The 26531-nt window shown below is 73.6% G+C and carries 24 protein-coding genes and 1 pseudogene; 12 read left to right on the plus strand and 13 right to left on the minus strand.

Annotated features, from left to right (window positions below; all coding sequences use genetic code 11):
• Positions 1-3 precede the first annotated feature (3 nt).
• Positions 4-3279: a BTAD domain-containing putative transcriptional regulator gene (locus ACYVP9_RS01975; protein ID WP_460603004.1), complete on the minus strand. Its 3276-nt coding sequence runs from the start codon at positions 3277-3279 to the stop codon at positions 4-6.
• A gap of 662 nt (positions 3280-3941) precedes the next feature.
• On the opposite strand from ACYVP9_RS01975, the gene leuS reads away from it, so the two are divergent.
• From leuS to holA, 6 genes and pseudogenes are all read left to right on the plus strand, one after another.
• A complete protein-coding gene (leuS, locus tag ACYVP9_RS01980; protein WP_460603005.1) occupies positions 3942-6809 on the plus strand; it encodes a leucine--tRNA ligase in 2868 nt (955 codons plus the stop codon).
• A gap of 7 nt (positions 6810-6816) precedes the next feature.
• Positions 6817-7662: a DegV family protein gene (locus ACYVP9_RS01985; protein ID WP_460603006.1), complete on the plus strand. Its 846-nt coding sequence runs from the start codon at positions 6817-6819 to the stop codon at positions 7660-7662.
• Positions 7663-7667: 5 nt separating this feature from the next.
• Positions 7668-8117 carry a hypothetical protein gene (locus tag ACYVP9_RS01990; protein WP_460603007.1) on the plus strand — a complete coding sequence of 150 codons (450 nt, stop codon included), beginning with the start codon at positions 7668-7670 and terminating at the stop codon, positions 8115-8117.
• 108 nt (positions 8118-8225) lie between these two features.
• Positions 8226-9068 (plus strand): helix-hairpin-helix domain-containing protein, encoded by an 843-nt coding sequence (locus ACYVP9_RS01995; protein WP_460603008.1) that lies wholly within the window; start codon positions 8226-8228, stop codon positions 9066-9068.
• A gap of 137 nt (positions 9069-9205) precedes the next feature.
• Positions 9206-11197, plus strand: a pseudogene (locus ACYVP9_RS02000) (ComEC/Rec2 family competence protein); the annotation flags it as partial.
• A gap of 317 nt (positions 11198-11514) precedes the next feature.
• Positions 11515-12516: a DNA polymerase III subunit delta gene (gene holA, locus ACYVP9_RS02005; protein WP_460603009.1), complete on the plus strand. Its 1002-nt coding sequence runs from the start codon at positions 11515-11517 to the stop codon at positions 12514-12516.
• A 74-nt stretch (positions 12517-12590) separates the two neighbouring features.
• On the opposite strand, the gene rpsT is transcribed toward holA, so the two are convergent.
• The 4 genes from rpsT to ACYVP9_RS02025 form a co-directional block, all read right to left on the minus strand.
• On the minus strand, positions 12591-12851 hold the full coding sequence (gene rpsT, locus ACYVP9_RS02010) for a 30S ribosomal protein S20 (protein ID WP_460604270.1): 261 nt from the start codon (positions 12849-12851) through the stop codon (positions 12591-12593).
• A 127-nt stretch (positions 12852-12978) separates the two neighbouring features.
• Positions 12979-13356 (minus strand): hypothetical protein, encoded by a 378-nt coding sequence (locus ACYVP9_RS02015; RefSeq protein WP_460603010.1) that lies wholly within the window; start codon positions 13354-13356, stop codon positions 12979-12981.
• Positions 13357-13400: 44 nt separating this feature from the next.
• Entirely contained in the window at positions 13401-14393 is a 993-nt protein-coding gene (locus ACYVP9_RS02020) for a ribose-phosphate diphosphokinase (RefSeq protein WP_460603011.1), read from the minus strand.
• 10 nt (positions 14394-14403) lie between these two features.
• A complete protein-coding gene (locus tag ACYVP9_RS02025) occupies positions 14404-15840 on the minus strand; it encodes an ankyrin repeat domain-containing protein (protein WP_460603012.1) in 1437 nt (478 codons plus the stop codon).
• A 189-nt stretch (positions 15841-16029) separates the two neighbouring features.
• Between ACYVP9_RS02025 and lepA the strand changes: the two genes are divergently transcribed.
• The 4 genes from lepA to ACYVP9_RS02045 are packed head-to-tail and all read left to right on the plus strand — an operon-like array spanning position 16030 to position 19608.
• Positions 16030-17865 carry an elongation factor 4 gene (lepA, locus tag ACYVP9_RS02030; protein WP_460603013.1) on the plus strand — a complete coding sequence of 612 codons (1836 nt, stop codon included), beginning with the start codon at positions 16030-16032 and terminating at the stop codon, positions 17863-17865.
• Positions 17866-17871: 6 nt separating this feature from the next.
• A complete protein-coding gene (locus ACYVP9_RS02035; protein ID WP_460603014.1) occupies positions 17872-18210 on the plus strand; it encodes a hypothetical protein in 339 nt (112 codons plus the stop codon).
• Positions 18144-18857: an endonuclease/exonuclease/phosphatase family protein gene (locus ACYVP9_RS02040; protein WP_460603015.1), complete on the plus strand. Its 714-nt coding sequence runs from the start codon at positions 18144-18146 to the stop codon at positions 18855-18857. The genes ACYVP9_RS02035 and ACYVP9_RS02040 overlap by 67 nt, the downstream gene beginning before the upstream one ends.
• 4 nt (positions 18858-18861) lie before the next feature.
• The gene (locus tag ACYVP9_RS02045) at positions 18862-19608 is read left to right on the plus strand and encodes a hypothetical protein (RefSeq protein WP_460603016.1); all 747 of its coding nucleotides are present in this window, start codon (positions 18862-18864) and stop codon (positions 19606-19608) included.
• A gap of 6 nt (positions 19609-19614) precedes the next feature.
• Here ACYVP9_RS02045 and ACYVP9_RS02050 read toward each other — a convergent pair whose 3' ends face one another.
• The 6 genes from ACYVP9_RS02050 to ACYVP9_RS02075 all read right to left on the minus strand — a co-directional run bounded on the left by ACYVP9_RS02050 (position 19615) and on the right by ACYVP9_RS02075 (position 24214).
• Entirely contained in the window at positions 19615-20103 is a 489-nt protein-coding gene (locus ACYVP9_RS02050; protein WP_460603017.1) for a hypothetical protein, read from the minus strand.
• Entirely contained in the window at positions 20100-21854 is a 1755-nt protein-coding gene (locus ACYVP9_RS02055) for a hypothetical protein (RefSeq protein WP_460603018.1), read from the minus strand. Before ACYVP9_RS02055 ends, ACYVP9_RS02050 begins: the two co-directional genes overlap by 4 nt.
• Positions 21855-21869: 15 nt before the next feature.
• On the minus strand, positions 21870-22169 hold the full coding sequence (locus ACYVP9_RS02060; RefSeq protein WP_460603019.1) for a hypothetical protein: 300 nt from the start codon (positions 22167-22169) through the stop codon (positions 21870-21872).
• A gap of 66 nt (positions 22170-22235) precedes the next feature.
• Positions 22236-23204, minus strand: coding sequence for an MDR/zinc-dependent alcohol dehydrogenase-like family protein (locus tag ACYVP9_RS02065; protein ID WP_460603020.1), 969 nt, complete (start codon positions 23202-23204; stop codon positions 22236-22238).
• A gap of 9 nt (positions 23205-23213) precedes the next feature.
• Positions 23214-23477 carry a DUF6295 family protein gene (locus ACYVP9_RS02070; RefSeq protein WP_460603021.1) on the minus strand — a complete coding sequence of 88 codons (264 nt, stop codon included), beginning with the start codon at positions 23475-23477 and terminating at the stop codon, positions 23214-23216.
• Positions 23477-24214: a dienelactone hydrolase family protein gene (locus tag ACYVP9_RS02075; protein WP_460603022.1), complete on the minus strand. Its 738-nt coding sequence runs from the start codon at positions 24212-24214 to the stop codon at positions 23477-23479. The genes ACYVP9_RS02070 and ACYVP9_RS02075 overlap by 1 nt, the downstream gene beginning before the upstream one ends.
• A 37-nt stretch (positions 24215-24251) precedes the next feature.
• Here ACYVP9_RS02075 and ACYVP9_RS02080 point away from each other — a divergent pair, with 37 nt between their 5' ends.
• Entirely contained in the window at positions 24252-24386 is a 135-nt protein-coding gene (locus ACYVP9_RS02080; RefSeq protein ID WP_460603023.1) for a hypothetical protein, read from the plus strand.
• Between the two features lie 15 nt (positions 24387-24401).
• Complete coding sequence (gene hemW, locus ACYVP9_RS02085) at positions 24402-25664, plus strand: coproporphyrinogen-III oxidase family protein (protein ID WP_460603024.1); 1263 nt, start codon at positions 24402-24404, stop codon at positions 25662-25664.
• Here hemW and ACYVP9_RS02090 read toward each other — a convergent pair.
• Positions 25654-26175 carry an ATP-binding protein gene (locus tag ACYVP9_RS02090; RefSeq protein ID WP_460603025.1) on the minus strand — a complete coding sequence of 174 codons (522 nt, stop codon included), beginning with the start codon at positions 26173-26175 and terminating at the stop codon, positions 25654-25656. The genes hemW and ACYVP9_RS02090 overlap by 11 nt on opposite strands.
• Before the next feature lie 7 nt (positions 26176-26182).
• Positions 26183-26515, minus strand: a complete 333-nt coding sequence (locus ACYVP9_RS02095; RefSeq protein WP_460603026.1) for a type II toxin-antitoxin system VapB family antitoxin — start codon at positions 26513-26515, stop codon at positions 26183-26185.
• Positions 26516-26531: the final 16 nt, after the last annotated feature.

A 26531-nucleotide genomic window follows, 5' to 3' on the forward strand; every position in this document is an offset into this window, starting at 1 on the left:
GACCTAGCCGACCCGGGCGTGGCGGTGCCGCGGCGGTTGCGGGAAGGCGGCGGGTTCGACGTCGATGTCGGCCATGCGTTCGGTGTAGGTGCGGTAGGCGCGGCGGGCTTCGCCGTGGCGTCCGGAGCGGACGAGGGTGCGGACGAGGCGCAGGTGGGTGGGTTCGTCGTAGGGGTCGACGCCGAGCAGGGTGATGAGCCAGGGGACGGCGGTGTCGGGTCGGGGTCCGGCGGCGAGGTGTTGGGCGAGGGTGCGTAGGACGTGGTGGTGGCGGGCGCGTAGTTCGTCGCGGGTCTGTTCGGCCCAGGGTTCGTAGGGGTCTTCTTCGCAGAAGTCGCCGGGGTAGGCGGCGATGGCGGCTTCGAGCAGGGTGGTGGCGGTGTCGTGGCCGTTCTCGGCGGCGGTGAGGGCGACGTCGGCGCGGTCGGTGAAGGCTTCGATGTCGAGCTCGACCGACCGCAGGTCCAGCCGCACCGAGCCGCGGTCGGCGTTGACGAACCGGTCCGGCGGGAACTCCCGGTCGGGGTCGAACACCGAGCGCGCCGTCGACAGCGCGACCGAGAGCTTGTTGCCGGTCGCCGGGCTGTCGGGCCACAGCAGCGCGGCGACCGACTCGCGGCTGATCGCCCTGCCGCGGCGGGAGGCGAGGATCTTCACGAGGTCGCGTGCCTTGCGCGACTGCCACGCCGACGGCGGTACCGCCGTACCGCCCCGGAAGACCTGGAACGTGCCGAGCGTCTGCACCGCGACGGTCGCGGCCCGCTCCTCGCCGAGAACGGCCAGCGGCCCGGCGATGCGGACGGCGCTGTCGCGCACCCCCAGCCCCCGCAGTGTCGCGCGGACGGCCGCTGCCGCGCGGGCATCGCCGGCCAGCACGGCGGTCGCGAGCTGCACCTCGCCGGCGCCGAGCGGGTTGCCGAGCTCGGCCCAGATCTGCGCGGCCTCGGCCAGGCGGCCGTCACCCGGCCCCGCGGACGGGTCGGCGAGCACCGCGAGCAGCCGCGCCTCGGCCAGCTGGGCCGGTGCGTCGCGCCGGGCCGCCTCCGCGGACGTGCGCCGGGCCCACTCGGCGGCGGTGTCACGGTCGCCCGTCGCCAGCGCCACCCATCCCGCGGCGAGGTAGGCGGGCAGCGAACCCACCGCCGCCGGCATGGCGACGGCCCGCTCGGCGAGGGCGCGGGCCTCCTCCGGGTCCTCGGCGAGCTCGACGCGCGCCAATCCCGCGAGGGCCGGCACCAGCACCTGCGCGTCGTCGAACCGTTCGCCCAGCGCGACCGCCTGCCGGTACGCGGCCGCCGCCCGGGTCGGGTCGCCGCGGCGGGCGAGCGCATCGCCGCGCCCCTGGTAGGCGTGGGCGGCCATCGGCGAGGCCATCGCCGTCCACGTGGCGAGCGCGTCCTCGACCGCCTGCAGGGCCTGCTCGATCTGCCCCGACCCGAGGCGCGCGTCCGCCTGATTGGCGCGGGCGAGCGCGACGAGCGCGGTCTGGCCGGTGATCTCGCCCAGGCGCACCGCCTCGTCGAGCCCGCCGAGCGCCTCGCGGTAGCGGCCGGTCTCGTTGTGCTGCGAGCCGACGTTGCACAGGATGCGCACCTCCGTGCGCAGGTCCCCCGCGGCCCGCGCGTGGCGCAGCGCGTGCGTGTACGCCTGCCGGTTGCGTTCGAGGTCGCCGTCGAGCACGGCCACCAGCGCCTGCGCCACCCACGCGGACGCCAGCGCGGTGTCGTCGCCCGCGCGGCGCGCGAGAGCGAGCGCGGCGTCCGCACGGGTGCGACCGGCGGCGCCGTCGCCGTGGCCCCAGGCAACCGTGGCGCGGCACGCCTCCACGAGCGCGCGGTCGGCGTCGCGGTCGACCGACGGACCCTCGGCCGGGCCCTCGACCGGACCGCCGGCGGCGCGGGCGAGGACGGCCTCGCTGTGCGCGCTCTCGCCCTGCAGCCACAGCGCGCTCGCCACCCGCCACGCGACCGCCGCGCTCAACGGCGCGGACGGGTCGAGCCGCCCGAGGTGCTCGAGCGCACGCTGGATGCCGCCGCGCTGCGCGAACAGCTGCGCGAACAAGGCGTCGATGCGCGGGTCGCCGGCCGGCTCGCGCAGCAGCTCCGCCGCCGCGAGCAGCGGCGCGACCAGCCGCCGGTCCAGCAACTCCGTGCCGAAGCGGGCCACCGTGTCGGCCACCGCGCCCGGTTCGCCGAGCTGCACCGCCCACTGCACCGCCGCCTCGGCCAGCCCGGCCTCGGTCGCGCCCTCGACCGCCCGGCGCAGCACGTCGCGACGCCCCCCGGCGTCGACCGGGTCGGCCTGGTCGACGGCGAACTTCGCCAGCGCCGTCAACGAGTAGTTCGTGCCGTCGGACGTGACGAGCAGCCCGCGCTCGGCCAGCGCGTCCAGGTCGGCGACCTCGCCGGCCCGGTCGTCGACCGCCGCCCTCGGTGCGGTGCCCAGGACGCTCAGCCCGCGCAGCACCCGGCGCACGCCCGGCGGCAGCGGATCGAGGACCGCCGTCGTCAGCCGTTCGGACGCCGCCGCCGGCGACGCCAACTGGCCGGGCAACCGCTCGACGCCGTGCGTGAGCGCCCACTCGACCGCCAGGCGCACGGCCGTCGCCCACCCCGCGCCCGCGCGGGTGACCGCCTCGGCCGTGGCGAGGTCGACCGGCGCCCCGAAACACGCGAACAGGGCCGCGGTCTCGTCCGCGTCGAACAGCAGCGTGCGACCGCCCAGCTCGCCGTACTCGCCGACACCCCGCAGCCGCTCGACCGCGAACGGCGGCGTCGTGCGGCTCGCCACCACCAGCTGCACCGAGCGCGGGTACAACCGCACCAGGTCGGCGAGGAACAACGCCGACGGCGTGCCGTCCAGCAGGTGCAGGTCGTCGAGCACCAGCCGGAACGCCGGCGCCCCGCCGGCCGTCTCGCTCCACGCCGCCGCCAGCGCCTCCGCCAACGCCACCGCGGACGTCTCCGCCGCCGCCGGCTCGTCGGCCGCCGGCGGCAATGCCAGCTCGCGATCGAGATACGCCGCCAGACCCGGGCAGTGCGCCGACGTCACCGCGACCAGATCGGCCAGCAGCCGCGGCGGATCGCCATGCTCCGCACCGATCGTCAGCCACGCCGTCGGCACCGCCGCGTCGGCCAACCAGTCGTGCACCGCCGCCGTCTTGCCCGACCCGCCGTCGGCCACCACCGCGACCAACCGGCGGTCGCTCAACACGTCCAGCACGCGCGTCACCCGGGTGCGTCGCAGCGGCGGCGGCCGCAACGTTCCTCCCGGGGCCATCCTCAGGATTCTGGCAGCCGAGCGTCCCCACGGGTGGGCCGAAAGCCCCATAGGGCAAGCGGTTGGCCCGAGTTGGACGGATCTGTCGCCCATCCGGACACTGGCCGTCCGACCAGGTGCCCACCCGGCCTCGGTCCAGGTGACGGATGCCATACGGCGCGGCAGCCGTCAGGTGACCCCACGGTGCCTAATCTGACTTCGGTGCCCCCGCGCCCGGCGGCGACGGACGGCGGGCGTGGGGCGAGCACCGGCGGGGCTCAGCCGCACGTGGCCGGCGTTGTCGTCGGTCGGCAGTAGCGAGCTACGACCTTCCCTCCTCCGCCTTGGCCACGCACGCCTGATTCCCCGCCGCCGGCGGGGCCCGGTCGCACGCTCGCAGCGTTGTCGTCGGTCGGCAGTAGCAAGCTACGGCTCTCCCTCCTCCGCCTTGCGAGCCCGCGACCGGATCCCCGCCGGCGCCGGCGACTCTCCTCGAGGCGTACGGACCGAATGAGAGCGCGCCCGTACCGGCGGTACGATCCCGACATGCGTACGCGCCGACTTCTGCTTACGGGGCCGCGCTGACGGAACGCCCGACGATCCGCAGCGCGGCCGAGCCTCTGCCCTCCGGCAGGGGCTCTTCGTCTGTTCGCGGCAGCCGACGTACGCCCCAGGAGGACACGATGACCAGCACGACCCCGGCCGAGACCTCGGCCGACACCCCGCCGTTCCGCTACACCGCCGCGCGCGCCGACGAGATCGAGCTGCGCTGGCAGGCCCGCTGGGCGGAGGAGGGCACGTTCAACGCCCCCAACCCGTCCGGCCCGCTGGACGACGGCTTCGACCGCGTCGCCATCCGTCCGCAGAAGTACGTCATGGACATGTTCCCGTACCCGTCCGGGGCGGGCCTGCACGTCGGACACCCGCTGGGCTACATCGGCACCGACGTGCTGGCGCGCTACCGGCGCATGTGCGGCGACAACGTGCTGCACACCATGGGCTTCGACGCCTTCGGCCTGCCCGCCGAGCAGCGCGCCGTCGAGACCGGGCAGCACCCGCGCGAGTCGACGTACGCCAACATCGAGGTGTTCCTGCGGCAGCTGCGCCGCCTGGGCCTGGGCCACGACGAGCGCCGGCGGCTGGCCACCACCGACCCGCAGTACTACCGGTGGACGCAGTGGATCTTCCTGCAGATCTTCAACTCCTGGTACGACCAGCTGCAGGACAAGGCCCGTCCGGTGGCCGACCTGATCGCCGAGCTGGACGCCGGCGAGCGCCGTCCGAACGAGGGCACGAACCCGTTCGGACGCGAGTGGTCCGAGCTGAGCGAAGTCGAGAAGCGCGAGGTCGTCGACAACCACCGGCTGGCCTACCGCACCGAGGCGATGGTCAACTGGTCGCCCGGGCTGGGCACCGTCGTGGCCAACGAGGAGGTCATCGACGGCCGCACCGAGCGGGGCAACTTCCCGGTGTTCCGCAAGCCGCTGACCCAGTGGATGATGCGCATCACCGCCTACGCCGACCGGCTGGTGCGCGACCTGGACCAGATCGACTGGCCCGACAAGGTCCGCGCGATGCAGCGCAACTGGATCGGGCGCAGCAGCGGCGCGCACGTGTCGTTCGCGACGCCCGCCGGTGACCTGGAGATCTTCACGACGCGTCCCGACACGCTGTTCGGCACGACCTACATGGTCGTCGCGCCCGAGCACCCGATGGTCGACGCGCTGACCACGGACGCGTGGCCGGACGGCACGAAGGACGCGTGGACGGGCGGTGCCGCGACGCCCGGCGAGGCCGTCCGCGCGTACCGCGAGGCGACCGCGCGGCGCTCCGACCTGGAACGCCAGGTCGACGACAAGACCAAGACCGGCGTGTTCACCGGCAGCTTCGCCACCAACCCGGTGACCGGCGGCCAGGTGCCGGTCTTCGTCGCCGACTACGTGCTGATGGGGTACGGCACGGGCGCGATCATGGCCGTCCCCGGCCAGGACGTCCGCGACTGGGACTTCGCGCAGGCCTACGACCTGCCGATCGTCCGCACCGTCGCCCCGCCCGAGGGCTGGGAAGGTGACGCGTTCACCGGTGACGGCCAGGCGATCAACTCGTCCAACGAGTCGATCTCGCTGGACGGCATGGAGGTCGCCGAGGCCAAGAGCACGATCATCGCCTGGCTGGAGGAGCAGGGCCGCGGCCGCGGCGCCGTCACCTACCGGTTGCGCGACTGGCTGTTCGCGCGGCAGCGCTACTGGGGCGAGCCGATCCCGATCCTGTACGACGAGACCGGCCTGCCCGTCTCGCTGCCGGAGTCGATGCTGCCCCTGGAGCTGCCCGACACCGACCAGTTCTCGCCGCGGTCCTTCGACCCGGACGACGTCGACTCGATGCCCGAACCGCCGCTGGGCCGGCTGACCGACTGGGTCGAGGTCGAGCTGGACCTGGGCGACGGCCCGAAGAAGTACCGCCGAGAGACCAACACGATGCCGCAGTGGGCGGGTTCGTGCTGGTACGAGCTGCGCTACCTGGACCCGACCAACGACGAGGTGATGGTCGACCCGGCCGTCGAGCGGTACTGGATGGGCCCGAACGCCGACCGTCCGCTGGGCGGTGTCGACCTGTACGTCGGCGGCGTCGAGCACGCCGTGCTGCACCTGCTGTACGCGCGGTTCTGGCACAAGGTGCTGTACGACCTGGGACACCTGAGCTCGGCCGAGCCGTTCCACCGGCTGGTCAACCAGGGCTACGTGCAGGCGTACGCGTTCACCGACGCCCGCGGCGCGTACGTCGACGCGTCCGAGGTCGAGGAGACGCCCGACGGCTTCTTCTTCCGCGGCGAGAAGGTCAACCGCGAGTTCGGCAAGATGGGCAAGTCGCTGAAGAACGTGACGACGCCCGACGACATGTACGCCGCGTACGGCGCCGACACGCTGCGCATGTTCGAGATGTTCACCGGGCCGCTGGTGCAGGACCGGCCGTGGGACACCAACGCCGTCGTGGGCCCGTTCCGCCAGCTGCAGCGCATCTGGCGCGTGGTGGTCGACGAGCAGACCGGCGAGGTGCACGTCTCCGACGACGCACCGTCCGACGAGCTGAACCGCCTGCTGCACCGCACGATCGCGGCGGTGCGCGAGGGCTACGAGTCGCTGCGGTTCAACACCTCGATCGCTCGCATCACCGAGCTGAACAACGCGGTGACGCAGGCGTACCCGAACGGCGGGGTGCCCCGCGTGGTCGCCGAGGCGCTGGTGCTGATGCTGGCGCCGCTGGCCCCGCACGTGGCCGAGGAGTTGTGGCAGAAGCTGGGCCACGACACCTCGCTGGCGTGGCACCCGTTCCCCGAGGCCGACGCGGCTCTGCTGGTCGACGACACCGTCGACATCCCGGTGCAGATCCGCGGCAAGGTGCGCTCGGTCGTGAGCGTGCCCGCCGACGCGGACGCCGACGCGATGGAGGCCGCAGCCCGCGCGGACGAGAAGATCGCCACCGCCCTGGAGGGCCAGGAGGTCAAGCGGGTGATCGCCGTCCCCGGACGCCTGATCAACTTCGTGGTCTGAGGTCCGGGTGCCACGCGTCGCGGTCGTCACCGACTCGACGTCGTGCCTCGGCGAGGACGCCCTGGCCGGGCACGGCATCACGGTCGTGCCGCTGCGCGTCACCCTCGGGCAGCGCACGGGGGTCGACGGGGTCGACGTCACGTCCGGTGACGTGACGCGGGCGCTGCGCGCGAAGCTGACCGTCCGCACGTCCCGCCCGTCGCCGGCGGAGTTCGCGGCCGTGTACCGCGCGGTGCTCGACGCGGGTGCCGAACGGGTCGTGTCCGTGCACCTGTCGGCCGCCCTGTCGGGCACCTGGGAATCGGCGGTGCTCGCGTCGCAGGACTTCGGCCACGGTGTCGTCCGCGTCGTCGACTCCCGCTCGACCGCCATGGGCCTCGGGTACGCGGTGCTCGCGGCCGCGGCGGCGGCGACCGCCGGCGCGAGCGCCGCCGAGGTGCAGCAGGCCGCCACCGAGACCGTCGACGCGACCCGCACGCTGTTCTACGTCGACACGCTCGAACACCTGCGCCGCGGCGGACGGGTCGGCACCGCCGCCGCCCTGTTCGCCACCTCGCTCGCGGTCAAGCCGCTGCTGCAGATGGTCGAGGGACAGATCGTGCCGTTGGAGAAGGTGCGGACGTCGACCCGCGCCCTCGCCCGGCTGGTCGAGCTGACGGTGCAGGCGGCCGGGGAGGGACCGGTCGACCTCGCCGTGCACCACCTCGCCGCGGGCGAGCGGGCCGCGGCCGTCGCCGACCAGGTTCGCGATGCGGTGCCGGAGGTGCGCGACTGCCGGGTGGCCGAGCTCGGCCCGGTGATCGGTGCGCACCTCGGCCCCGGTGTCGTCGGCACGGTGCTCGTGCGACGCTGACGGGCGTGGCCTACGTCCCGCACGGCACGTACCGGCGCACCGAGGCCGAGCGCACCGACCAGGAGGTGTCGTGGCAGCGCTCCGACCGCGCGTTCTTCGCGGCCGGAGCGTGCCACATCCTGGCGTACACGTTTCTCGAACGACCCGAGGCCGAGGGCTTCGGCGTGGTGGGCCTGCACCGTCCCGGCGCGCCGTACCTCGAGCACGTCTACGCGACGGACGGCGAGTGGGCCTTCGACTACTGCGGATGGACGCGCGAGGCGGAGCTGATCGAGGCGACGCTCGAGTTCGAGACCGCGACCGACCCCGGCCACCGCTTCGAGCGCGTCGAGATCGACGGCAGCTTGGACGTGCTGTGCATGACCTACCGGCACCGCTCGCCCGTGGAGTACCTGCACGACCCGCGGCCGCGGGCGCGGGCGTTCATCGACACCCTGCTGACCGACGCCGGGTAGCACACCGGTCGGACGGATCCCGCCCTCCGCGTCCACAGGCGGACGTTCGTCCACAGGCGGTCGTCTCCCGCCGCCGTCGGGGCCCGGTGATCCCTAGCGTCGGTCGGCGTGCGGGACGGGTCGGGACGGCGGGGCGAGCTGCGGGGAGAGTCCGCGCGCGTGTCGGAGCGGGTGCGGGCGCTGCTCGACGAGGCGACCGGCGGGCCGCCGGACGACGACGGAGCCGACCGCGACGGCGGGCTGCTCGACCGGGTCGCCGCGCGGTTCCCGGTGCGGGCCGACCCGGGCCGGCGGACGGTGCTCGCGCTCGCTGCGGTCGTCGTGGTGGTGGCGCTCGGCGTGGCGGTGTGGCTGCTCGGCAACCGTCCCGACGCCGTGCCGGTGTCGGCGCAGGTGCCGTCGGTACCGGGCAGCGCGCTCGCGCCCAGCGGGTCCGTACGGGCGATCGGTTCGTCAGCGAGTGCGCCGACGTCGGCTCCGGCGGCGTCGTCGGCGTCGGCCGGGCTGGTGGTGGTCGACGTCGCTGGCAAGGTGCGGCGGCCGGGCGTCTACCGGTTGCCCGCGGGCTCGCGTGTCGACGACGCGATCAGGGCGGCCGGGGGAGCGCTGCGCGGTGTCGACCTCGGCGTGCTGAACCTGGCCGCCGTGCTGGTCGACGGCCAGCAGGTGGCGGTGGGCCGTCCGGCGGCCGCGCCGGGGCCGGCGATGACGGCAGGAGCGCCGACCGCCGGTTCGGCGGGACCGTCCGGTGGGTTGGGGGCGCTGGTGAACCTGAACTCGGCGACGCTGGAGCAGCTCGAGGCGCTGCCGGGCATCGGCCCGGCTCTGGGGCAGCGCATTCTCGACTACCGCACCGAGCACGGCTCGTTCGCGACCGTCGACGACCTGAACGACGTGTCCGGCATCGGCGACGTGACGTTCGGACGCCTGAAACCCCTGGTCACCGTGTGACGCCCGAGCGGGAACCACTCGACGTCCGGCTCGCGGTCGGGGCGGGCGCGGGATGGCTCGCCGTGCTCGGTCTCGTCGACGCCGACTCGGGCCGGCCGGCCCTGCTGGTCGTCGTGGTGGCGGTCGTGGTCGCGGCAATGGCGTTCGCGGTGTCGTACCGCGCGGCGTCGCCGCGGTGTCGGGTGCTCGCCCGCTCGTGCGCGCTCGCCGGGTGCTGCGTGGCGCTGGTCGGGCTGCCGCTGGCGGCGCGGCTGACCCATGCCGCAGAGTCGCCGCTGCACGCGCTCGCCGTGCGACACGCGGCGGTGACGCTGGAGCTCACCGTCGACGGTGACCCCCGCCTGCTGGCGGCGAAGGGACCGGCGGGCGCGGCGCGGGTGGCCGTCGACGCGTCGGCGGAGTCGGTGCGCGAGGACGCCCGCGCGCCGGTCGTCCCCGTCAACGGGTCGGTGCTGGTGCTCGGCGATGCCGGCGACTGGCGCGACGTGCTGCCGGGCCAGCGGGTGAGCGTCACCGGGTCGCTGCAGCCCGACCTCGACGGCGGGGTGCTGTCGGTGACGGTGTTCCAGCGTGGCCCGCCCCAGCTGCTCGACGCACCGCCCTGGTGGCAGCGCGCAGCGGGCGAGGTGCGCGCGTCGCTGCGCTCGGCCGCCCGCGTGCTGCCCGACCAGGAGCGCGGGCTGCTGCCCGGCCTGGTCGACGGCGACACCGCGAACCTCGACCCGGTGCTGGCCGAGCACTTCCGCGCCGCCGGCCTGACGCACCTCGTCGCCGTGTCGGGCACGAACTGCAGCATCGTGATCGGCGCGGTGCTGCTGGTGCTGCGTCGGATGCGGGCGCGGCCGTGGGCGTGTGCGGTCGGTGGAGCCCTGGTGCTGGTGACGTTCGTGATCGTGGCCCGCCCGTCGCCGAGCGTGCTGCGGGCGGCGGCGATGGCGGCCGTGGCGCTCGTGGCGTTGGCGTCCGGACGGCCGCGGGCTGCGTTACCGGCGCTGTCGGCAGTCGTGCTGGCGCTGCTGGCCTGGGACCCGACCCTGTCCGGCAGCCCGTCGTTCGCGATGTCGGTGCTGGCCACCGCCGGCATCCTCGTCCTCGCGCCCGGCTGGGCGCGCGCGTTGCGGGGCAGGAGGGTGCCGGTCGGGCTCGCCGAGTCGGTCGCCGTGGCCGCCGCCGCGCACCTGGTGACGATGCCGGTGATCGCGGCGCTGTCGGGCACGGTCAGCGTGGTCGCCGTGCCGGCGAACGTCCTGGCGGAGCCGGTCGTGGCGGTGACGACCGTGCTCGGTTTCCTCGCCGCCGTCGCCGGTCCGGTGTGCCTGCCGGTCGCCACGGTCTTCGCGTGGCTGGCGGGCTGGCCGTGCCGCTGGCTCACCGGTGTCGCCGACCTGTTCGGCGGCCTCGACAACGCCACGCTGCCCTGGCCCGGCGGCAGCCTGGGTGCGCTGGCGCTGGCGGGGGTGCTGGCGCTGCTGTGCCTGCTCGCGCTGCGCACCGGGCTGCGGCACGCGTTCGCCGCCGCCCTCGTGACCGCGGTGGTGGTGCTGTTCCCCGTCCGGGCCGCGACGTCGGGCTGGCCGCCGGACGGATGGGTGTTCGTCGCCTGCGACGTCGGGCAAGGGGACGGGCTCGTGCTGAACGCGGGCGGGGGCGCGGGTGTGCTCGTCGATGCCGGTCCCGATCCGGTGCCCGTCGACCGGTGTCTGCGACAACTGGGCATCACGTCGCTGCCGCTGGTCGCGATCAGCCACCTGCACCTCGACCACGTGGGCGGCCTCGCCGGGGCGGTCCGCGACCGTCCGGTGGGTCGCGTGATCGCGGGACCGCTCGCCGAGCCGGTATCCGGTCTCGACATCGTGTCGAGGTCGATCGGCGCCGGCCACCAGGTGGTCAGCCCGCGGCCCGGCAGCGTGCTCACGGTGGGGGCCGTCCGCCTCGAGGTGCTCGGGCCCGCCCGGGCCGAACACGGCACCCGCAGCGACCCCAACAACTCGTCCCTCATCCTGCGCGCGACCGTGCGGGGCGTCCGCATCCTGCTGCCCGGCGACGCCGAGATCGAGGAGCAGGACGACGTTCTCGACGACCCAGCGGGCGCGCCCGACCTGCACGCCGACGTGCTAAAGGTCCCGCACCACGGTTCGGCCTACAGCGACCCGGCCTTCCTCGCCGGCGTGCACGCCCGGGTCGCCGTGGTCAGCGTGGGCGCCCACAACGACTACGGGCACCCCAGCCCGGTGCTGCTGCGCGAGCTGTCCGTGCTCGGCGTCCCGCTGCTGCGCACCGACCGCAGCGGCGACGTCGCGGTGGTGACCACCGGCGACGGCGGTCTCGGCACCGTGGTCCACCGCACCGGGGGGACGGGCGCGTCCGGAGCCGCGGCGGGGCTGTCGGCACTGCCGGGACCGTCGGGGCTGTCGGGGCTGTCGGGGCACGGTGCGAGGATGGCCGCATGCCCGCCCGTCCCGTCGCGCCCGGCGACCTCCCCGACCCGCTGCCGCAGCTGGTCCTGCTCGTCGGCGACGAGGACCTGCTCGTCGACCGGGCCGTCGGCTCGGTCGCCGCCGTGGCGCGCAAGGCCGATTCCGGCCTGGTCGAGACCGAGCACGTCGGCAGCGGCATCGAGGGCAACGAGCTGCACGAGTTGCTCGGCCCGTCCCTGTTCGGCGACTCGCGACTCGTCGTGATCCGGCAGGCGCAGGACGTCCGCACCGCCCCGTTTGCGATCCTCGCGCCCTACCTCGGCGATCTCGCCGACGGCACCGTGCTGGTGCTGCAGCACGCCGGCGGCGCGAAGGGCAAGGCGCTGCTCGAGGCCGCCCGCAAGGTCGCCAAGAAGACGGGGCTCGAGATCGGCTGCGCCAAGGTGACGCGCGCCGAGGAGCGGGCCGAGTTCGTCCGCTACGAGATCAAGCGTGCCGGCGGCCGCATCGCTCCTGATGCTCTCGCCGTGCTCATGGACGCGGTCGGCAGCGACCTGCGCGAACTCGCCAGCGTCGCCTCGCAGCTGGTCAGCGACTCCGCGTCCGGCGAGGTCGACCTCGAGCTGGTGCGGGCGTTCCACAAGGGCCGCGCCGAGGTCAGCGGGTTCGCGGTCGCCGACCTCGCGGTCGTCGGGCGCAGCGGCCCGGCGCTCGAGGCGCTGCGGCACGCGCTGTCGCTCGGGGTGCCGCACGTGGTGGTCGCCGACGCGCTCGCCGACGGCGTGCGGTCGGTCGCGCGGGTGTGGTCGGCCGGACGGGGCAGCGAGTACGACCTCGCCAAGCGGCTGGGCATGCCGCCGTGGAAGGTGAAGCGCGCGCGCACCCAGGGCCGCGAGTGGTCCGAGCCCGGGCTGCGCGCGGCGCTGGGCGTGGTCGCGACGCTCAACGCCGACGTCAAGGGCGCCGCCGTCGATCCCGGCTATGCCCTCGAGGTGGCCGTCCGCCGCATCGGCGCCGCCCGGCGCAGCTGACGAGAACCGGCCCGGGACGCGAACGAGCCGTGCGACCCCGTCGGGGTCACACGGCTCGGGTGGAGCGAAGCGTTCTAGAGAGCGGCGGCGCGCCGCGCCATCGCCGACTTCTTGTTGGCGGCGGCGTTGCGGTGGATGACGCCCTTGGTCGCGGCCTTGTCGAGGTCACGCGACGCCGTGGCGAGCGCGCTGAGCGCGGCGTCCTTGTTGCCGGTGTCGGCAGCCTCGCGGAAGCGGCGGATGGCGGTCTTCAGCTCCGACCGGACGGCCTTGTTGCGCTGCCGGGCGATCTCGTTGGTGCGGATCCGCTTGATCTGGGACTTGATGTTGGCCACTGCGTGCACGCCTCGAAATTCGATCGACTGTCGGATGTCTCGTTCTGCCTGCCCGCAACACAGCGCACCGGTCGCTGGGCAACCTCGCCAGGGTATCAGCGCGGCGCGGACCGCCCCAAATCCGGTGTCAGACGGCCTTGCCGCGCACGCTGACCAGTTCGAACCTGGTGAACAGGTAGGTGCGGACCCCGTTGCTCTCGCTGGCCACCGCCGACACGGGCTGGTCGTCGTCTTCGTCCTCGCCGTAGACCATCGCCTGGCCGGCGTCGTCGAAGTAGACGCCGCCGTCGACGGCCGCGATGTCGGTCATCTGGACCACGACGTACCGGCCCCCGAGGGTGGTCACGAGGCCCTTGACCTCGGCGCTCCTGGCGTCGTCGGCCTTGACGTAGACGCCGAGCACCTCCTGCCAGTCGTCCTCGCCGGGCTGGGTGTTCACGAGGTCGCCCTTGCGCAACTCGGCGGCGGGTACGCGGATCTCGGTGTAGGCGCGAGGGTCTGTCATGCGGCACATCCTGCCGGACGAGGCTGGGTCCGCCGGAACCAGGCTCAGCCCGGGACGCCGAACGGCAGCTGCGGCTGGGGCGGGCCGTGGGTGGGATCGACGCCGTCGAAGAGGCTGCTGACCGACTCGCCGACGTGGATGCGGGTGATGGCCTCGGCGAACAGCGGCGCGACCGACCGGACGGTGAGCGACGGCCAGTCGTCCGACGGCGGGGGGACGGTGTCGGTGGTGACGACCTCGCTGACGAGGGGGTGGTCGCGCAGCCGCGGCACCGCCTTGCCCGAGAACAGGCCGTGGGTGCAGGCGACGGCGACGTCGGGGCACTCCTCCTCGGCGAGCTTCTCCAGCAGGGTGACGATCGAGCCGCCGGTGGCGATCTCGTCGTCGAGCACGATGGCCCGCTTGCCGCGCACGTCGCCGACGATGGCGTCGATGACGACCCGGTCGTCCGCCAGTCGCTGTTTCGATCCCGCAGCGACCGGCAGGCCGAGCAGCCGGGCGAACTGTGTGGCGGTCTTGGCGTTGCCGAGGTCGGGGGAGACGACCACGGTGTCGGTGAGGTCGCGGCTGCGGAAGTGGTCGGCCAGCTCGCCGATCGCGGTGAGGTGGTCGACGGGCACCGAGAAGAACCCGTGCACCTGCGGGGCGTGCAGCGTCATCGTCAGCACGCGGTCGGCGCCCGCGGTCGTCAGCATGTCGGCGACGAGCCGTCCGGCGATCGAGATGCGCGACGCGTCCTTCTTGTCCGAGCGCGCGTACGCGTAGTGCGGAATGACCGCGGTCACCTGCGAGGCGGACGCCCCCCGCGCCGCGTCGAGCATCAGCAGCAGCTCCATCAGGTGCTCCTGCGTCGGCGGCACGAGCGGCTGGACGACGAACACGTCCCGCTGGCGGCAGTTCTCCTGAAGCTGCACGTAGAGGCAGTCGTTGCTGAACCGGCGGATGTCGACGGGCGAGAGGGGCACCCCCAGCGAGTCGCAGATGCTGCGGGCCAGCGGCACGTGCGCGCTGCCGGAGAACACCACGATCTCGCGCATGGCGTGCAGGCTATCCCGCGGGCGGCCCGTCCTCCTCCAGCAGCGGGAGCAGATCCGGACGTCCGAGGTGAACGGCCCAGTCGCGTGCGGTCGCATCGAAGCGGGCGTCGCGGACGTCCGTCCGCGCCCCGAGGGCGAGCAGCGTCGCGACCGTCGCGGCGTCGTCCTGCTCGACGGCCGTGTGCAGGCCCGTCTGCCACGGCTGCTCGATCGGCGCGTCGCCGCGCCCGAGCGCGTCGACGTCCCACCCCGCCCGCACGAGCAGCTCCACCGCCGACGGGCGTCCCAGCGACGCCGCCCACGCCACGAGGCCGGGACGGGCCACCCGAGCGGCGGCGAGAACGTCCGGCGCGGCCGCGTCGACCGCCGCGCCGTCCCCGGCCAGTGCGGCGCCGATCAGCGCCTCGACGGGGTCGACGTCCACGGCGGGCAGCAGGTCGGCCAGCGCGCGGTGGCCGTTGGCCAGCGCGAGCGCGTACGGCGCCCGGCCCGAGGACGGCAGCGGCGCGACGAGGTCGACGCCGTGGCGTCCCAATCGCTCGACCCGCGCCCGCTGGTCGTGCGCGGCCGCCCACTCGAGCAACTTGCGGACCATCACCTCGGGGGAATCGGCGAGGTCGGGCAGCCGGCGCCGCCACGGCCCGCCGTCCCCCGTGCCGAGACCGAACCCGAACAGCAGCTCGAGCCAGTCGTCGCCCTCGCCGAACTGCCGGTTGTAGAGGGTCTGCGCGTCGTTCGGCTCGGCGCCGGCCTCGAGCAGCACCCGCGCGAGCGCGGGCGAGTGCGGATGGGGCGGCTGCTGACCCTCACCGTCGCCGAACGCGCCGGTCAGCACCGTGAACGGGGTCGGCCAGCCGTCGAAGTACCGGCCCTCGTCCGGGTCGGCGCCCGCGGCCAGCAGCGTCCGGACGACCTCGAGCGTCGCCGCTTCGCCCACGTCGAGTCGCGAGTACGACACGTACATCAGCGCGGTCCAGCCGAACGGCCCGCCCGCGTCGTCGGCGCGGGCGTTCCCGGCGAGCAGCCGGCGCACCGACGCGACGTCCCCGGCGACGGCGGCCGACGACAGCTCGAGGGACAGCGCGTCGCCGTGCGTCGCCAGCAACGCCCGCGCGGCATCGACGTCGGGCCCCGCATCGTCGGACCAGGTACAGGACGTCAGGCGCAGGAACCGGTGCGCGACGGGCTCGTCCGCACCGGCGGGCGGACACGTCCACGTCCTCGCCGCAAGGGTGGCGACGTGGGCGGCGAGCCGCGGCCAGGAGCCGAAACCGTACGAGCGGGCGAGGGCGAGCTGCGCGCGGTGCAGCGGGTGGTCGGGGTCCGGCTGGTCGAGGCCGGCCAGGCGCAACGCCTGCGGGTCACCGGCGCGGACACCACGCTGCAGCTCGCGGGCCTGCTTGCGCAGCTGCTCGGGGTTCGGGCGTTCCGGCAGGGAACGGGGCATGACGGCTCCTCTCGTCTCCCCGTGGTCCGCAGGACGGGGCGAAAGGAGGTCGGGGACGTGCCGAGCTTCCGTTGCCGTGCGAGCAGGTGGGCTCAGCCCTTCCCGCGGACCCGGGGGCGTTCCTGCGGCGCCGCGGGTGAGCCTACGCCGACCGTGCTGCGGTTCGCGGGCCCGTGAAACACTGGACGGATGACTGAGGCCGGACGCACCGACCCGGCGATCATCCGAAACTTCTCGATCATCGCTCACATCGACCACGGCAAATCGACGCTGGCCGACCAGATGCTGCGCCTCACCGGCGTGCTCGACCCGCGGCTGGCCAAGGCCCAGTACCTCGACCGCATGGACATCGAGCGCGAACGCGGCATCACGATCAAGGCGCAGAACGTCCGCATGCCCTGGACGTCCCGTGAGACCGGCGTCCATCACGTCCTGCACATGATCGACACCCCTGGGCACGTCGACTTCACCTACGAGGTGAGCCGCAGCCTGGCCGCGTGCGAGGGGGCGGTGCTGCTCGTCGACGCCGCCCAGGGCATCGAGGCGCAGACGCTCGCGAACCTGTACCTCGCGCTCGAGAACGACCTGCAGATCATCCCGGTGCTGAACAAGATCGACCTGCCGGCCGCGCAGCCCGACCTGTACGCCGCGGAGATCGCGCACATCATCGGCTGCGACCCCGACGACGTGCTGCGGGTCAGCGCGAAGACCGGGCAGGGCGTCGAGGACCTGCTCGACCTCATCTGCCGCGAGGTACCCGCCCCGGTCGGCGAGCCCGACGCCCCCGGCCGCGCGATGATCTTCGACTCCGTCTACGACATCTACCGCGGCGTCATCACCTACATCCGCGTCGTCGACGGGCAATTCGTGCCGCGCGAGCGCATCAAGATGATGTCGACGGCGGCGACGCACGAGCTGCTCGAGATCGGCGTCATCTCGCCGGAGCCGAAGCCGACGGACGGCCTGTCGGTCGGCGAGGTCGGCTACCTGATCACCGGCGTGAAGGACGTCCGCCAGAGCCGCGTGGGCGACACCGTCACCGACGCGCAGAAGCCCGCGGAGAAGAGCCTCGGCGGGTACCGCGACCCGCGTCCGATGGTCTACTCCGGGCTGTATCCGCTCGACGGTTCCGACTACCCGATCCTGCGCGACGCGCTGGACAAGCTGCGCCTCAACGACGCCGCCCTCGTCTACGAGCCCGAGTCGAGCGCGGCGCTCGGCTTCGGCTTTCGCTGCGGCTTCCTCGGCCTGCTGCACCTCGAGATCACGCGCGACCGACTCGAGCGCGAGTTCGACCTGGACCTCATCAGCACCGCGCCGAACGTGGTCTACCGCGTCGACCTCGAGGACGGCACCGAACACGTCGTCACCAACCCGTCCGACTGGCCCACCGGCAAGAAGATCGCCGACACCCACGAGCCGGTCGTCAAGGCGATGATCATCGCGCCGAGCGAGTACATCGGCGCGATCATGGAGTTGTGCCAGGAACGGCGCGGCAACCTCGGCGGCATGGACTACCTGAGCGAGACGCGCGTCGAGCTGCGCTACACGCTGCCGCTCGGCGAGATCATCTTCGACTTCTTCGACCAGCTGAAGTCCCGCACGCGCGGGTACGCCAGCCTCGACTACGAGCTCGCGGGGGAGCAGACGTCCGACCTGGTGAAGGTCGACATCCTGCTGCAGGGCGAGCCGGTCGACGCGTTCAGCGCGATCGTGCACAGGGACAAGGCCTACGGCTACGGCACGATGATGGCGACGAAGCTGCGCAAACTGATCCCGCGCCAGCAGTTCGAGGTGCCCATCCAGGCCGCGGTCGGCGCGCGGGTGATCGCCCGCGAGAACATCCGCGCGATCCGCAAGGACGTGCTGGCCAAGTGCTACGGCGGTGACATCACCCGCAAGCGCAAGCTGCTCGAGAAGCAGAAGGAAGGCAAGAAGCGCATGAAGATGGTCGGCCGTGTCGAGGTGCCGCAGGAGGCCTTCATCGCGGCACTCTCGACGAGTGACGCGCCCGACTCGAAGTAACCGCCGGTGCGGCTGACCCGGCCGCGGCTGCGCCGGCCGGGGGACGGGCGTGGGCGGGTCGCGTTCACCGTCCTCGCGCTGCTGGCGCTCGTCGCCTGTCTCGGCGCGCTGGTGCTGTACGCCGTCACCTGGCGGGCGCAGTACCTGCTGGCCGCGGCGGCGGTGTCGCACCAGTTGATGTGGGCGGCACCCGTCGCGATGGTGCTCGCGCTGCTCGTGCGCCGCTGGACTCTCGCGGGCGTGGCCGCGGTCGTCACCGGCGTGGTCGCGCTCGTACAGTGCCCGCGACGGTCGCCCGCACGGCCCCGGACGGGCGGACGGTCACCGTGCTGCAGGCCAACCTGAAGGTCGGGTCCGCCGACCCGCAGGCCCTGGTGCGCACGGTCCGCGAGCACCGAGTCGACGTGCTCGCGACGGAGGAGCTGACGACCGCCGCGGCACGCCGCCTGACCGCCGCAGGCCTGGCGCGCACGCTGCCGTACCGCTACCTGCGTCCGTTGCCGGACGGCGGCTCGGGCACGGGCATCTGGAGCCGGTGGCCGCTGTCGGACGAGCGGGATCTGGACGGGTTCTACCTCGGCACGGTGCGTGCGACGGCGGCGACGCCGGACGGCCCGCTGTCGGTCGTCGCCGTGCACCTCACCCCGCCGTGGCCGTTCCCGGTACGCCGCTGGCTGGACGAGGTTCCACGACTTCGCGCACTTCTGCGCGAACAACCGTCCGGGCCGGTGATCGCACCGGGCGACTACAACGCGACGACCGGCCACGCCCAGTTCCGCTCACTGCTGGCGGACGGCTACCGGGATGCGATCGACGACGCGGGCGCGGGCTACCTGCCGAGCTACCCGAACGACCGCTGGTACGGCCCGGTCATCGGCATCGACCACGTGCTCGTGCGTGGGGCGACGGGTACGTCGGCCCGCACCCTCGAGCTGCCGGCGTCGGATCACCGCGCCCTGCTGGTGCAGGTCGTGATCCCGCGGGAACGATGACGGCGTGCGCAACCCCGCCCAGGTCGTCCCCGACCATCCCGCGATCCTCGCCATGCTCGGACGGGCCGTCGCCGCCGATCCCGCCGGCGTCCCACCCGGAACGGTCGTGACCGTGTCGGGCACCGCCGCGCCGGGGCCGGGCGGGGTGCTCACCGCCCCGCTGTCGGGCCGTCCGTGCGTCTGGTACCGGGCACTGGTGGTCGACTTCGCGCCCTTCTCGCCACTGCAGTGGCAGAGCGTGGCGGGCACGCCACGGCTGCCACCGGTCATCGGGTCCGACTGCGGGTTCCTGCAGGGCGACCGGCGCACCGACGACGAGTCGTCCGCCCCGATCGCCGTCCACGGCCCGAACGGTGCCGTGCTCGTCGACCCGGTGCGCGCCGACGTCGACGCCGTCGTCGTCTCGGTGGACGACGCGCAGGGCGAGTACCGCGTCGGCGATTATCGTCTGCGCCGGGAGTGGATCATCGAACCGGACGCGCCCGTCTTTGCCGCCGGGCCTGTCGTGCGTGAGGCGGACGGGACCGTGCTGCGCGCCGATCCGCAGCAGTGTGTCGTCGTCAGCGCGCGCGGCGAACGCGCGGCCGTCGACCGCTCGCGGTCGGTCGCCGCGGGCGGGGCGCTCCCCGCCGGGCCGGCGGCGCCGCATGCCGCCGCCCGGTCGCGGACGGCACTGCTCGTCGGGCTGGGCGCCGCCGGGGTCGGCGTGATCGTGATCGCCGTGCTGCTGGTCGCGCTGCTGGCGGGCTGAGCCCCGTCAGCGTCCCGCCTGCTGCTGGCGTATCCGGTTCGCGGTACCGATCGCGGCGGCCGCCTCCCGCAACGACCGGTCCAGCTCCTGCTGCGCCTGGCCGAGCTGCGCCGTCGCCGCCTTGATGTCGGCGCGCTGCTGCTCGGGGGACGGCATGATGCCGGCCTCCTGCAGCGCCTCGAGCGTCTTCTTCCGGTAGTCGGCCGACGCGGCGTCGATCGTCTCCCGGATCGACGCCGCGAGGTCCTCGGACACCATGCGCATCGCCCGCGGGTTCAGCGTGAGATCGCTGACCCCGGCCGCGTTGCACTCGACGCGGACGAAGCCGTCGTCGGTCTCGGCCGAGCCGACGATGCCCGCGAGCACGTCGGACATCTGCTGCGCCCGCTCGATGTTCTTCGTCGACTCGCGCATCGACGCGTCGAGCTCGTCGAGCCGGCGGTACAGCTGCTCGGTGACGTCGACGCCGACTCCGGGTCCGTCCGCCGTGGTCATCGCCGTCCTCCGTCGTCGTTCGGGCGCGAACCGGAATCGGTGGCGCCGTCGGTGATGGTCAGATCGACGTCGCCGCCGCCGGTCGCGTCGATGTCGACGTCCAGGTCGTCGTTGCCGACGATCGTGATGTCGATGTCCTGGTCGGAGTCGACGTGGATGTCGATCGACGTCTCGTCGTCGTCACCGTTGATGTCGCCGCCGCCGGGAATGACCTGGTGGTCGTGGTCGCCGTGCTGACCGTGCCCGTCGCCGTGGTGGCCGGAACCGTGCTGGCCGCCGTGACCGCCGTCGTGACCGCCGCCGTGCTGACCCTGGCCGTGACCACCGCCGTGCTGACCGTGGCCGTGACCACCGCCGTGCTGACCGTGGCCGTGACCACCACCGTGCTGACCCTGGCCGTGCTGACCCTGGCCGTGCTCACCCTGGCCGTGCTGACCCTGGCCGTGCTCACCCTGTCCGTGCTGACCCTGTCCCTGGCGCTCGCCACCGCCGTCGAGACCCGGCGCCGGCTGGAACGACGGGTTGCCGTGCTGGCCGTCCGGATTCGCCGGCTGGAGCGTGGGGTCGCCGGGGCCGGGGCCACCCGGACCGGGACCACCCGGGCCGGGACCACCCGGGCCGGGACCACCCGGGCCGGGACCACCCGGGCCAGGAGCACCCGGGCCAGGACCACCCGGGCCAGGACCACCCGGGCCAGGACCACCCGGACCAGGACCACCCGGACCAGGACCACCGGGTCCACCCGGTCCCGGCGTGCCCGGCGGGTTGTTCGGGTCGTAGGGCGTCGGATCGGCCGGTGCGGGCGTGTAGGGCGCCGGCACGACGTGAGGCTGCTGGGGTGACGACGGCAGGCTGTAGTACGGGTCGTCCGCCGGTGGCGACTTCTCGTCCTCGCCGAACAGCAGGTCCTTGAGCCCGTCGTAGGTGTCGTCGATCCCGTCGGCGATCTCGCTCTTGAGTTCCTCCTTGACCACGTGCTCGAACAGGGTGCCCTCGGGCAGCCGCTTCACGAACCTTCCGGCGACCGCGTCGAACACCAGGCCCGCGCCCAGATCGACGAGGTCCTCGCCGACCTCGCCGAGTCCCTTGACCTGCGCCTTGACGTAGTTGCCGGCCGCGTTCGCGTCGCCGTCGTCCGCCTGCTCGTTCGCCTCGGCCAGCGTGCCGAGCTGCAGCGCTCCCGCCGCAGCCGTCATGCACGCGGCGATGCCCGCGATGGTGCCGGTGAGCACGGCCAGGCAGCTCGCGGCCGCGGCGCACCCCGCGGCGTAGGCGGCCTCGGACGGACCCAGGTTGCCGACGATGCTGGCGACCGCCGTCTCGAAGGCGATCGCGTTCGCCAGCATCACGCCGCCGATGCCCAGGCACACCGGGCCGTAGGCGAGCAGCGGCGCGCTCAGCCCGGCGAGTCCCGCGCCGACGGCGAGGGAGTAGGTGCGGGCGTTGCCGAGCTGCTCGTCCAGCTCCTGCCAGGTCTTGTCGAACAGGTCCCGGTCGTCACCCGTCCATTCGTCCGCGCCGATGGCGCCCGCGATCGACTGCAGCTGCGAGCGCGCCCGGTCGAGAGCGGACGAACCGTCGAGCCACGCCTGCGCGCCCTCGATCATCGTGCCCGGCCCGCCCTTGGCGGTCGGCATCATGAAGCTCATCGCCGCCACGCCGGGGAAGACCTCCGCCGGCCAGAGCATGTAGCCCGCCGACGTCACCATCGTGTCGACGGCGTCGTCCAGACCGCTTCCCAGTGATCCCATCCTGCGTCCCCTCCCTCAGGTGCAGATGACGGTGTTGTCGGTCTCGGCGTCGGCCCAGAGCTTGGCCGTCGCCGCGAGCTTGTCCGTCAGGGAGCGCAGTTCCTCCTGCTTCGACTGCGCGTCGGCGATCGCCCACTGGCGCGCGCCGGGGTAGGCGATCAACATCGCCACGCCCACCTGGCTGAACTTGTCGCCGGGGATGTCGGCCTCTTCGAACTTGGCCTTCGCCGTGTCGAGCTCGGGCCGGATCGCGTCGTCGAGCTCGTTCGCCAGTTGGATCAACCGCTCCGGGGTGATCGTCTCTCCGCTGCCCATGGACCGATCCTCACCGAAGATCGATGTCGGCGCGAGGCGAACGGATGGGGAGGAGTTCCCCGCGGACTACGGCTCGAGGACGATCTTGCCGACGAGGTCGCCGGACGCCATCGCGGCGAGGCCGTCCGCCGCCTGTTCCAGCGGCAGGGTGCGGTCGATGGTCGGACGCAGTCCCGTGGCGTCGAGGAAGGAGATCAGGTCGGCGAGCTCGGCCTTCGTCCCCATCGTCGAGCCCACGAGCTCCAGCTGGAGGAAGAAGAACCGGTTGAGGTCGGCCGGCGGGTTCGGACCCGACGTGGCGCCGGAGATGACGATGCGGCCGCCGGGCTTGAGCGACTTCGCCGAGTGGGAGTACGTGGCCTCGCCGACGGTCTCCATGACGGCGTCGACCTTCTGCGGCAAGCGCGCGCCGGACGCGAACGCGGCGTGCGCGCCGAGGTCGAGGGCCTTCTGCTGCTTGGCCTCGGAGCGGGCGGTGGCGAACACGCGCAGCCCGGCCGCGCGCGCCATCTGGATGCACGCGGTGGCGACGCCGCCGGTGGCGCCCTGCACGAGCACCGTCTGTCCCGGCCGCAGCCCCGACTTGGTGAACAGCATCCGGTAGGCGGTCAGCCACGCCGTCGACAGGCACGCGGCCTCGCCCCAGGACAGGTCCGCGGGCTTGGGCACGACGTTGCGCTTCGGCACGATCACGTACTCGGCCAGGGAGCCCTGGTGCTTCTCCGACAGCAGCGAGCGGCCGGGGTCGACGGTGTCGTCGCCGGTCCAGCCCTCGGTGTTGACGACCGCGTGGACGACGACCTCGTCGCCGGTCGACTCGTCGATGCCGGCGGCGTCGCAGCCCAGGATCATCGGCAGCTGGTCGGCCTTGATGCCGACGCCGCGCAGCGTCCAGAGGTCGTGGTGGTTGAGGCTGGTCGCCTTCACGGCCACGCGGGTCCAGCCGGCCGGCGGCTCCGGGTCGGGACGCTCGCCGATCACCAGACCCTTCAGCGGGTCGTCGGGGTTGATGGACTCGGCGTAGACGGCGCGCATGGGCCGAACCTACTGAACGTCCGCCGGGGCGCTGTCGAGGGCGGCCTGGATGGCGGCGACCAGCTCGCGCGCCGAGGCGGCGGTGAGCTCGACCGCGACGCGAGCGGACGGGCCCTTCGCGGCGCTGGTCAGGTCGATGTTGAGGGTGTGTTCGGCCATCGCGTGCACGGGGTGGTCGAAGTAGACCGTCGCGTCGGTGACGTGGAACCACGACCCGCCGGCGCTCTTCGCGCTGCCCTCGACCGGCGTGCGGACCGTCGCGTAGGTGCACATCAGAGGTACCGCCCGAAGAAGTCGGCGATGCGCTCCCAGCCGTCGTTCGCCGCCGCGACGCGGTACGCGGGCCGGTCGGGGGAGAGGAAGCCGTGGCCGGTGTCGTCGTAGCGGTGGAACTCGTAGGTCTTGCCGTGCTCGGTCAGCAGCCGCTCGAGTTCGTCGACGTGTTCGGGCGCGGGGTGGGCGTCCTCGTTGCCGAACAGACCGAGCAGCGGGCACGCGAGGTCGGGCAGCCGATCGCGCAGGTTGCTCACCTCGAGCGGGAACTCGTCGGGCGTCGGCTCGACGACGAACGCGCCGTAGCAGTCGACCGCCGCGTCGAGGTCGACCGAGCACCCGGCGAGGACGGCCTGCCGTCCGCCCGAGCAGTAGCCGATCGCGCCGACCTTGCCGTCGGACGTCGACAGCCCGCGCAGGTACGCGGTCGCGGCGGCGACGTCGCCGCTCAACCGCTCGTCCGGCACACCGCCGGCCTTGCGGTTCGCGGCGGCCGCGTCGTCGGCGTCGGCGCCGGGCGCCTCGCGGTGGTGCAGGTTCGGGCAGATCGCGTCGTAGCCGAGCTCGGCGAAACGGCGGACGATCTCCTTGGTGCCGCGGTCCCACCCCGGCATGTGGTGGATGACGACCACGCCACCGCGGCGGTCGTCACCGTCCGGGCGGGCCAGGTAGGCGGGGATCTCGTCGCCGCCGTGCCCGGTGAGTGTGATCGTGCCTGCCGACAGCGCATCGCCCATGAAACCGACCCAACCACAGCGCCTAGGGTCGGTGCTCATGCGCCGTGGTGTCCGCCGTCCGCTCGTCGCCCTCGTGGCGCTCGTGCTGGCCCTCGGCGTCGGCTACGCGGTCAAGGCCGCGCGGTCGGACGACGGCGCGCCCGCCCCGTCGCCCTCGGTCTCCAGCCGCTGACGGCACACTGGACGGGTGCCTCCCGCCCTGCCCGCCGGTGACCCGCCGCCGCCCAACGGCCGCCTGCCGCGCGACGTGCTCGAGCGGATGCGCGGTGTGCCGTTCGGCGTCTACGTGCACGTGCCGTTCTGCCAGAGCCGCTGCGGCTACTGCGACTTCAACACCTACACCGCCACCGAGCTCGGTCCGGGGGTGAGCCGGCTCGCCTACGCCGACACCGTGATGCGCGAGCTGCGGCTCGCCGCCGACGTGCTCGCCGACGGCGACGCGCTGGGCGACAGGGTGCCGCCGGTGTCGACGGTGTTCTTCGGCGGGGGCACGCCGACGCTGCTGCCCGCCGAGCACCTGGGCGCGGTCCTGGACGAGATCGGCGAGCGGTTCGGCTTCGCCGACGACGTCGAGGTGACGACCGAGGCCAACCCCGAGACGGTGACGCCCGCCTACCTCGAGCGGCTTCGCGCGGCCGGGTTCACCCGCATCTCGCTGGGCATGCAGTCGGCGGTGCCACGGGTGCTGTCCGTGCTCGACCGCCGCCACACTCCCGGCCGCGCCGCCGAGGCCGTCGCCGAGGCGCGCGCGGCGGGCTTCGAGCACGTGAACCTCGACCTGATCTACGGCGCGCCCCACGAGACGGACGAGGACTGGCGCGCGTCGCTGGCGTCGGCGATCGCTGCCGGGCCGGACCACGTAAGCGCCTACGCGCTGGTCGTCGAGGAGGGCACGGCGCTGGCCCGGCAGGTGGCGTCCGGGGTCGTGCCCGCGCCCGACGACGACGCGCTCGCCGACCGGTACGTGATCGCCGACGAGGCGCTGCGCGCCGCCGGCTACGACTGGTACGAGATCTCGAACTGGGCCCGCACCCCCGAGGCCCGCTGCCGCCACAACGACCTCTACTGGACCGACTCGAACTGGTGGGGCCTCGGGCCCGGCGCGCACAGCCACGTCGGCGGCGTGCGGTGGTGGAACGTCAAGCATCCCGTGCGCTACGCCGCGCTGATCGATCAGAACCGCTCGCCCGCTGCCGGACGGGAGACCCTCGACGCCGACGCGCAGTTCACCGAGCGGGTCATGCTCGGGGTGCGGCGCCGCGAGGGGCTGCCGGTGATGTCGCTGCCCGAGCGGGCGCGCGCGATCGTGCCGCAGCTCGCGCAGTGGGGGCTCGTCGAGCGGTGGGGCATCGTCGACGGCCGCGTCGACGGCGTCGGCGGACGGCTCGTGCTCACCCAACGCGGCCGGCTCATGGCCGACGCGGTGGTGAAGGAGATCCTCACGGCGTGACGCGCAGCCGTCCGTCCGCCCGCCGGTGACGGACCAGCGCGGCGACCTCGGACGGGCGTCCGGGCGGGTCGGTGATCACGTGGCGGGCGTCGACGCGCGCGCCGGTGAACTGCCGGTGCATGTGGCGGGCGGCGTCGGCGTCCGAGAACCCGTGGCCGGTGCGGTTCGCGATCCGGTGCAGGCAGGTGGCCTCGTCGGGCAGCAGCACGACGTAGTCGAACGGACGGCCGACGGCCGCCGTGAACTGCAGCAGGTACCAGGGCCCGACGATGCCGTCGAGGACGACGTCCATCGCATCGGCCAGCGGCGCGACGGCCGCCGCGGACGACCGGGTGACGGCGATGTTCTGCTGCTCGGCCTCGGGCCGCCACGGGTCGATGCCTCCGCGGTGCAGGAACGTGAAGAACGTGTCGCCGGTCACGAGCGCGCTCGGCGAGGTGTCGGACGCCAGCAGCCGGGCGACGGTCGACTTCCCGGCGCCGGGAGGCCCGGTGACGACGAGCAGGCTCACCGGGACGTCATTGCGCGGGCGGGCCCAGCGGGCTGCCGGCGCGGAACGCGTCGAGGTCGAGGATGCGCACGTGCATCGTGTTGCGGCCCTGCAGCGCCGCCCGCAGCGCGCGATGCAGACCGTCCTCGAGGTAGATGTCGCCGTGCCACAGCACCGCGTGCGGGAACAGGTCGCCGTAGAACGTGCTGTCCTCGGCGAGCAGGTTCTCGAGGTCGAGCTGCCGCTTGGTGGTCGTCAGCTCGTCGAGCCGGATCGTGCGGGGGGCCACGTTGGCCCAGTCGCGCTGGGACAGGCCGTGATCGGGGTAGGGACGTCCCTCGCGCACGGCCTTGAAAATCACCCGCCGACACTATCCC

Source organism: Jatrophihabitans fulvus (assembly GCF_054781375.1).

Bases quoted from the DNA above. Each gene is read 5' to 3' on its own strand.
- lepA (WP_460603013.1), top strand. From the start codon at position 16,030: ATGACTGAGGCCGGACGCACCGACCCGGCGATCATCCGAAACTTCTCG.
- ACYVP9_RS02065 (WP_460603020.1), bottom strand. From the start codon at position 23,204: ATGCGCGCCGTCTACGCCGAGTCCATCAACCCCGACGACCCGCTGAAG.
- ACYVP9_RS02080 (WP_460603023.1), top strand. From the start codon at position 24,252: ATGCGCCGTGGTGTCCGCCGTCCGCTCGTCGCCCTCGTGGCGCTCGTG.
- ACYVP9_RS02050 (WP_460603017.1), bottom strand. From the start codon at position 20,103: ATGACCACGGCGGACGGACCCGGAGTCGGCGTCGACGTCACCGAGCAG.
- ACYVP9_RS02020 (WP_460603011.1), bottom strand. From the start codon at position 14,393: ATGCGCGAGATCGTGGTGTTCTCCGGCAGCGCGCACGTGCCGCTGGCC.
- ACYVP9_RS02075 (WP_460603022.1), bottom strand. From the start codon at position 24,214: ATGGGCGATGCGCTGTCGGCAGGCACGATCACACTCACCGGGCACGGC.
- leuS (WP_460603005.1), top strand. From the start codon at position 3,942: ATGACCAGCACGACCCCGGCCGAGACCTCGGCCGACACCCCGCCGTTC.
- ACYVP9_RS02055 (WP_460603018.1), bottom strand. From the start codon at position 21,854: ATGGGATCACTGGGAAGCGGTCTGGACGACGCCGTCGACACGATGGTG.
- holA (WP_460603009.1), top strand. From the start codon at position 11,515: ATGCCCGCCCGTCCCGTCGCGCCCGGCGACCTCCCCGACCCGCTGCCG.
- ACYVP9_RS02025 (WP_460603012.1), bottom strand. From the start codon at position 15,840: ATGCCCCGTTCCCTGCCGGAACGCCCGAACCCCGAGCAGCTGCGCAAG.
- ACYVP9_RS02070 (WP_460603021.1), bottom strand. From the start codon at position 23,477: ATGTGCACCTACGCGACGGTCCGCACGCCGGTCGAGGGCAGCGCGAAG.
- ACYVP9_RS01975 (WP_460603004.1), bottom strand. From the start codon at position 3,279: ATGGCCCCGGGAGGAACGTTGCGGCCGCCGCCGCTGCGACGCACCCGG.
- ACYVP9_RS02060 (WP_460603019.1), bottom strand. From the start codon at position 22,169: ATGGGCAGCGGAGAGACGATCACCCCGGAGCGGTTGATCCAACTGGCG.
- ACYVP9_RS02015 (WP_460603010.1), bottom strand. From the start codon at position 13,356: ATGACAGACCCTCGCGCCTACACCGAGATCCGCGTACCCGCCGCCGAG.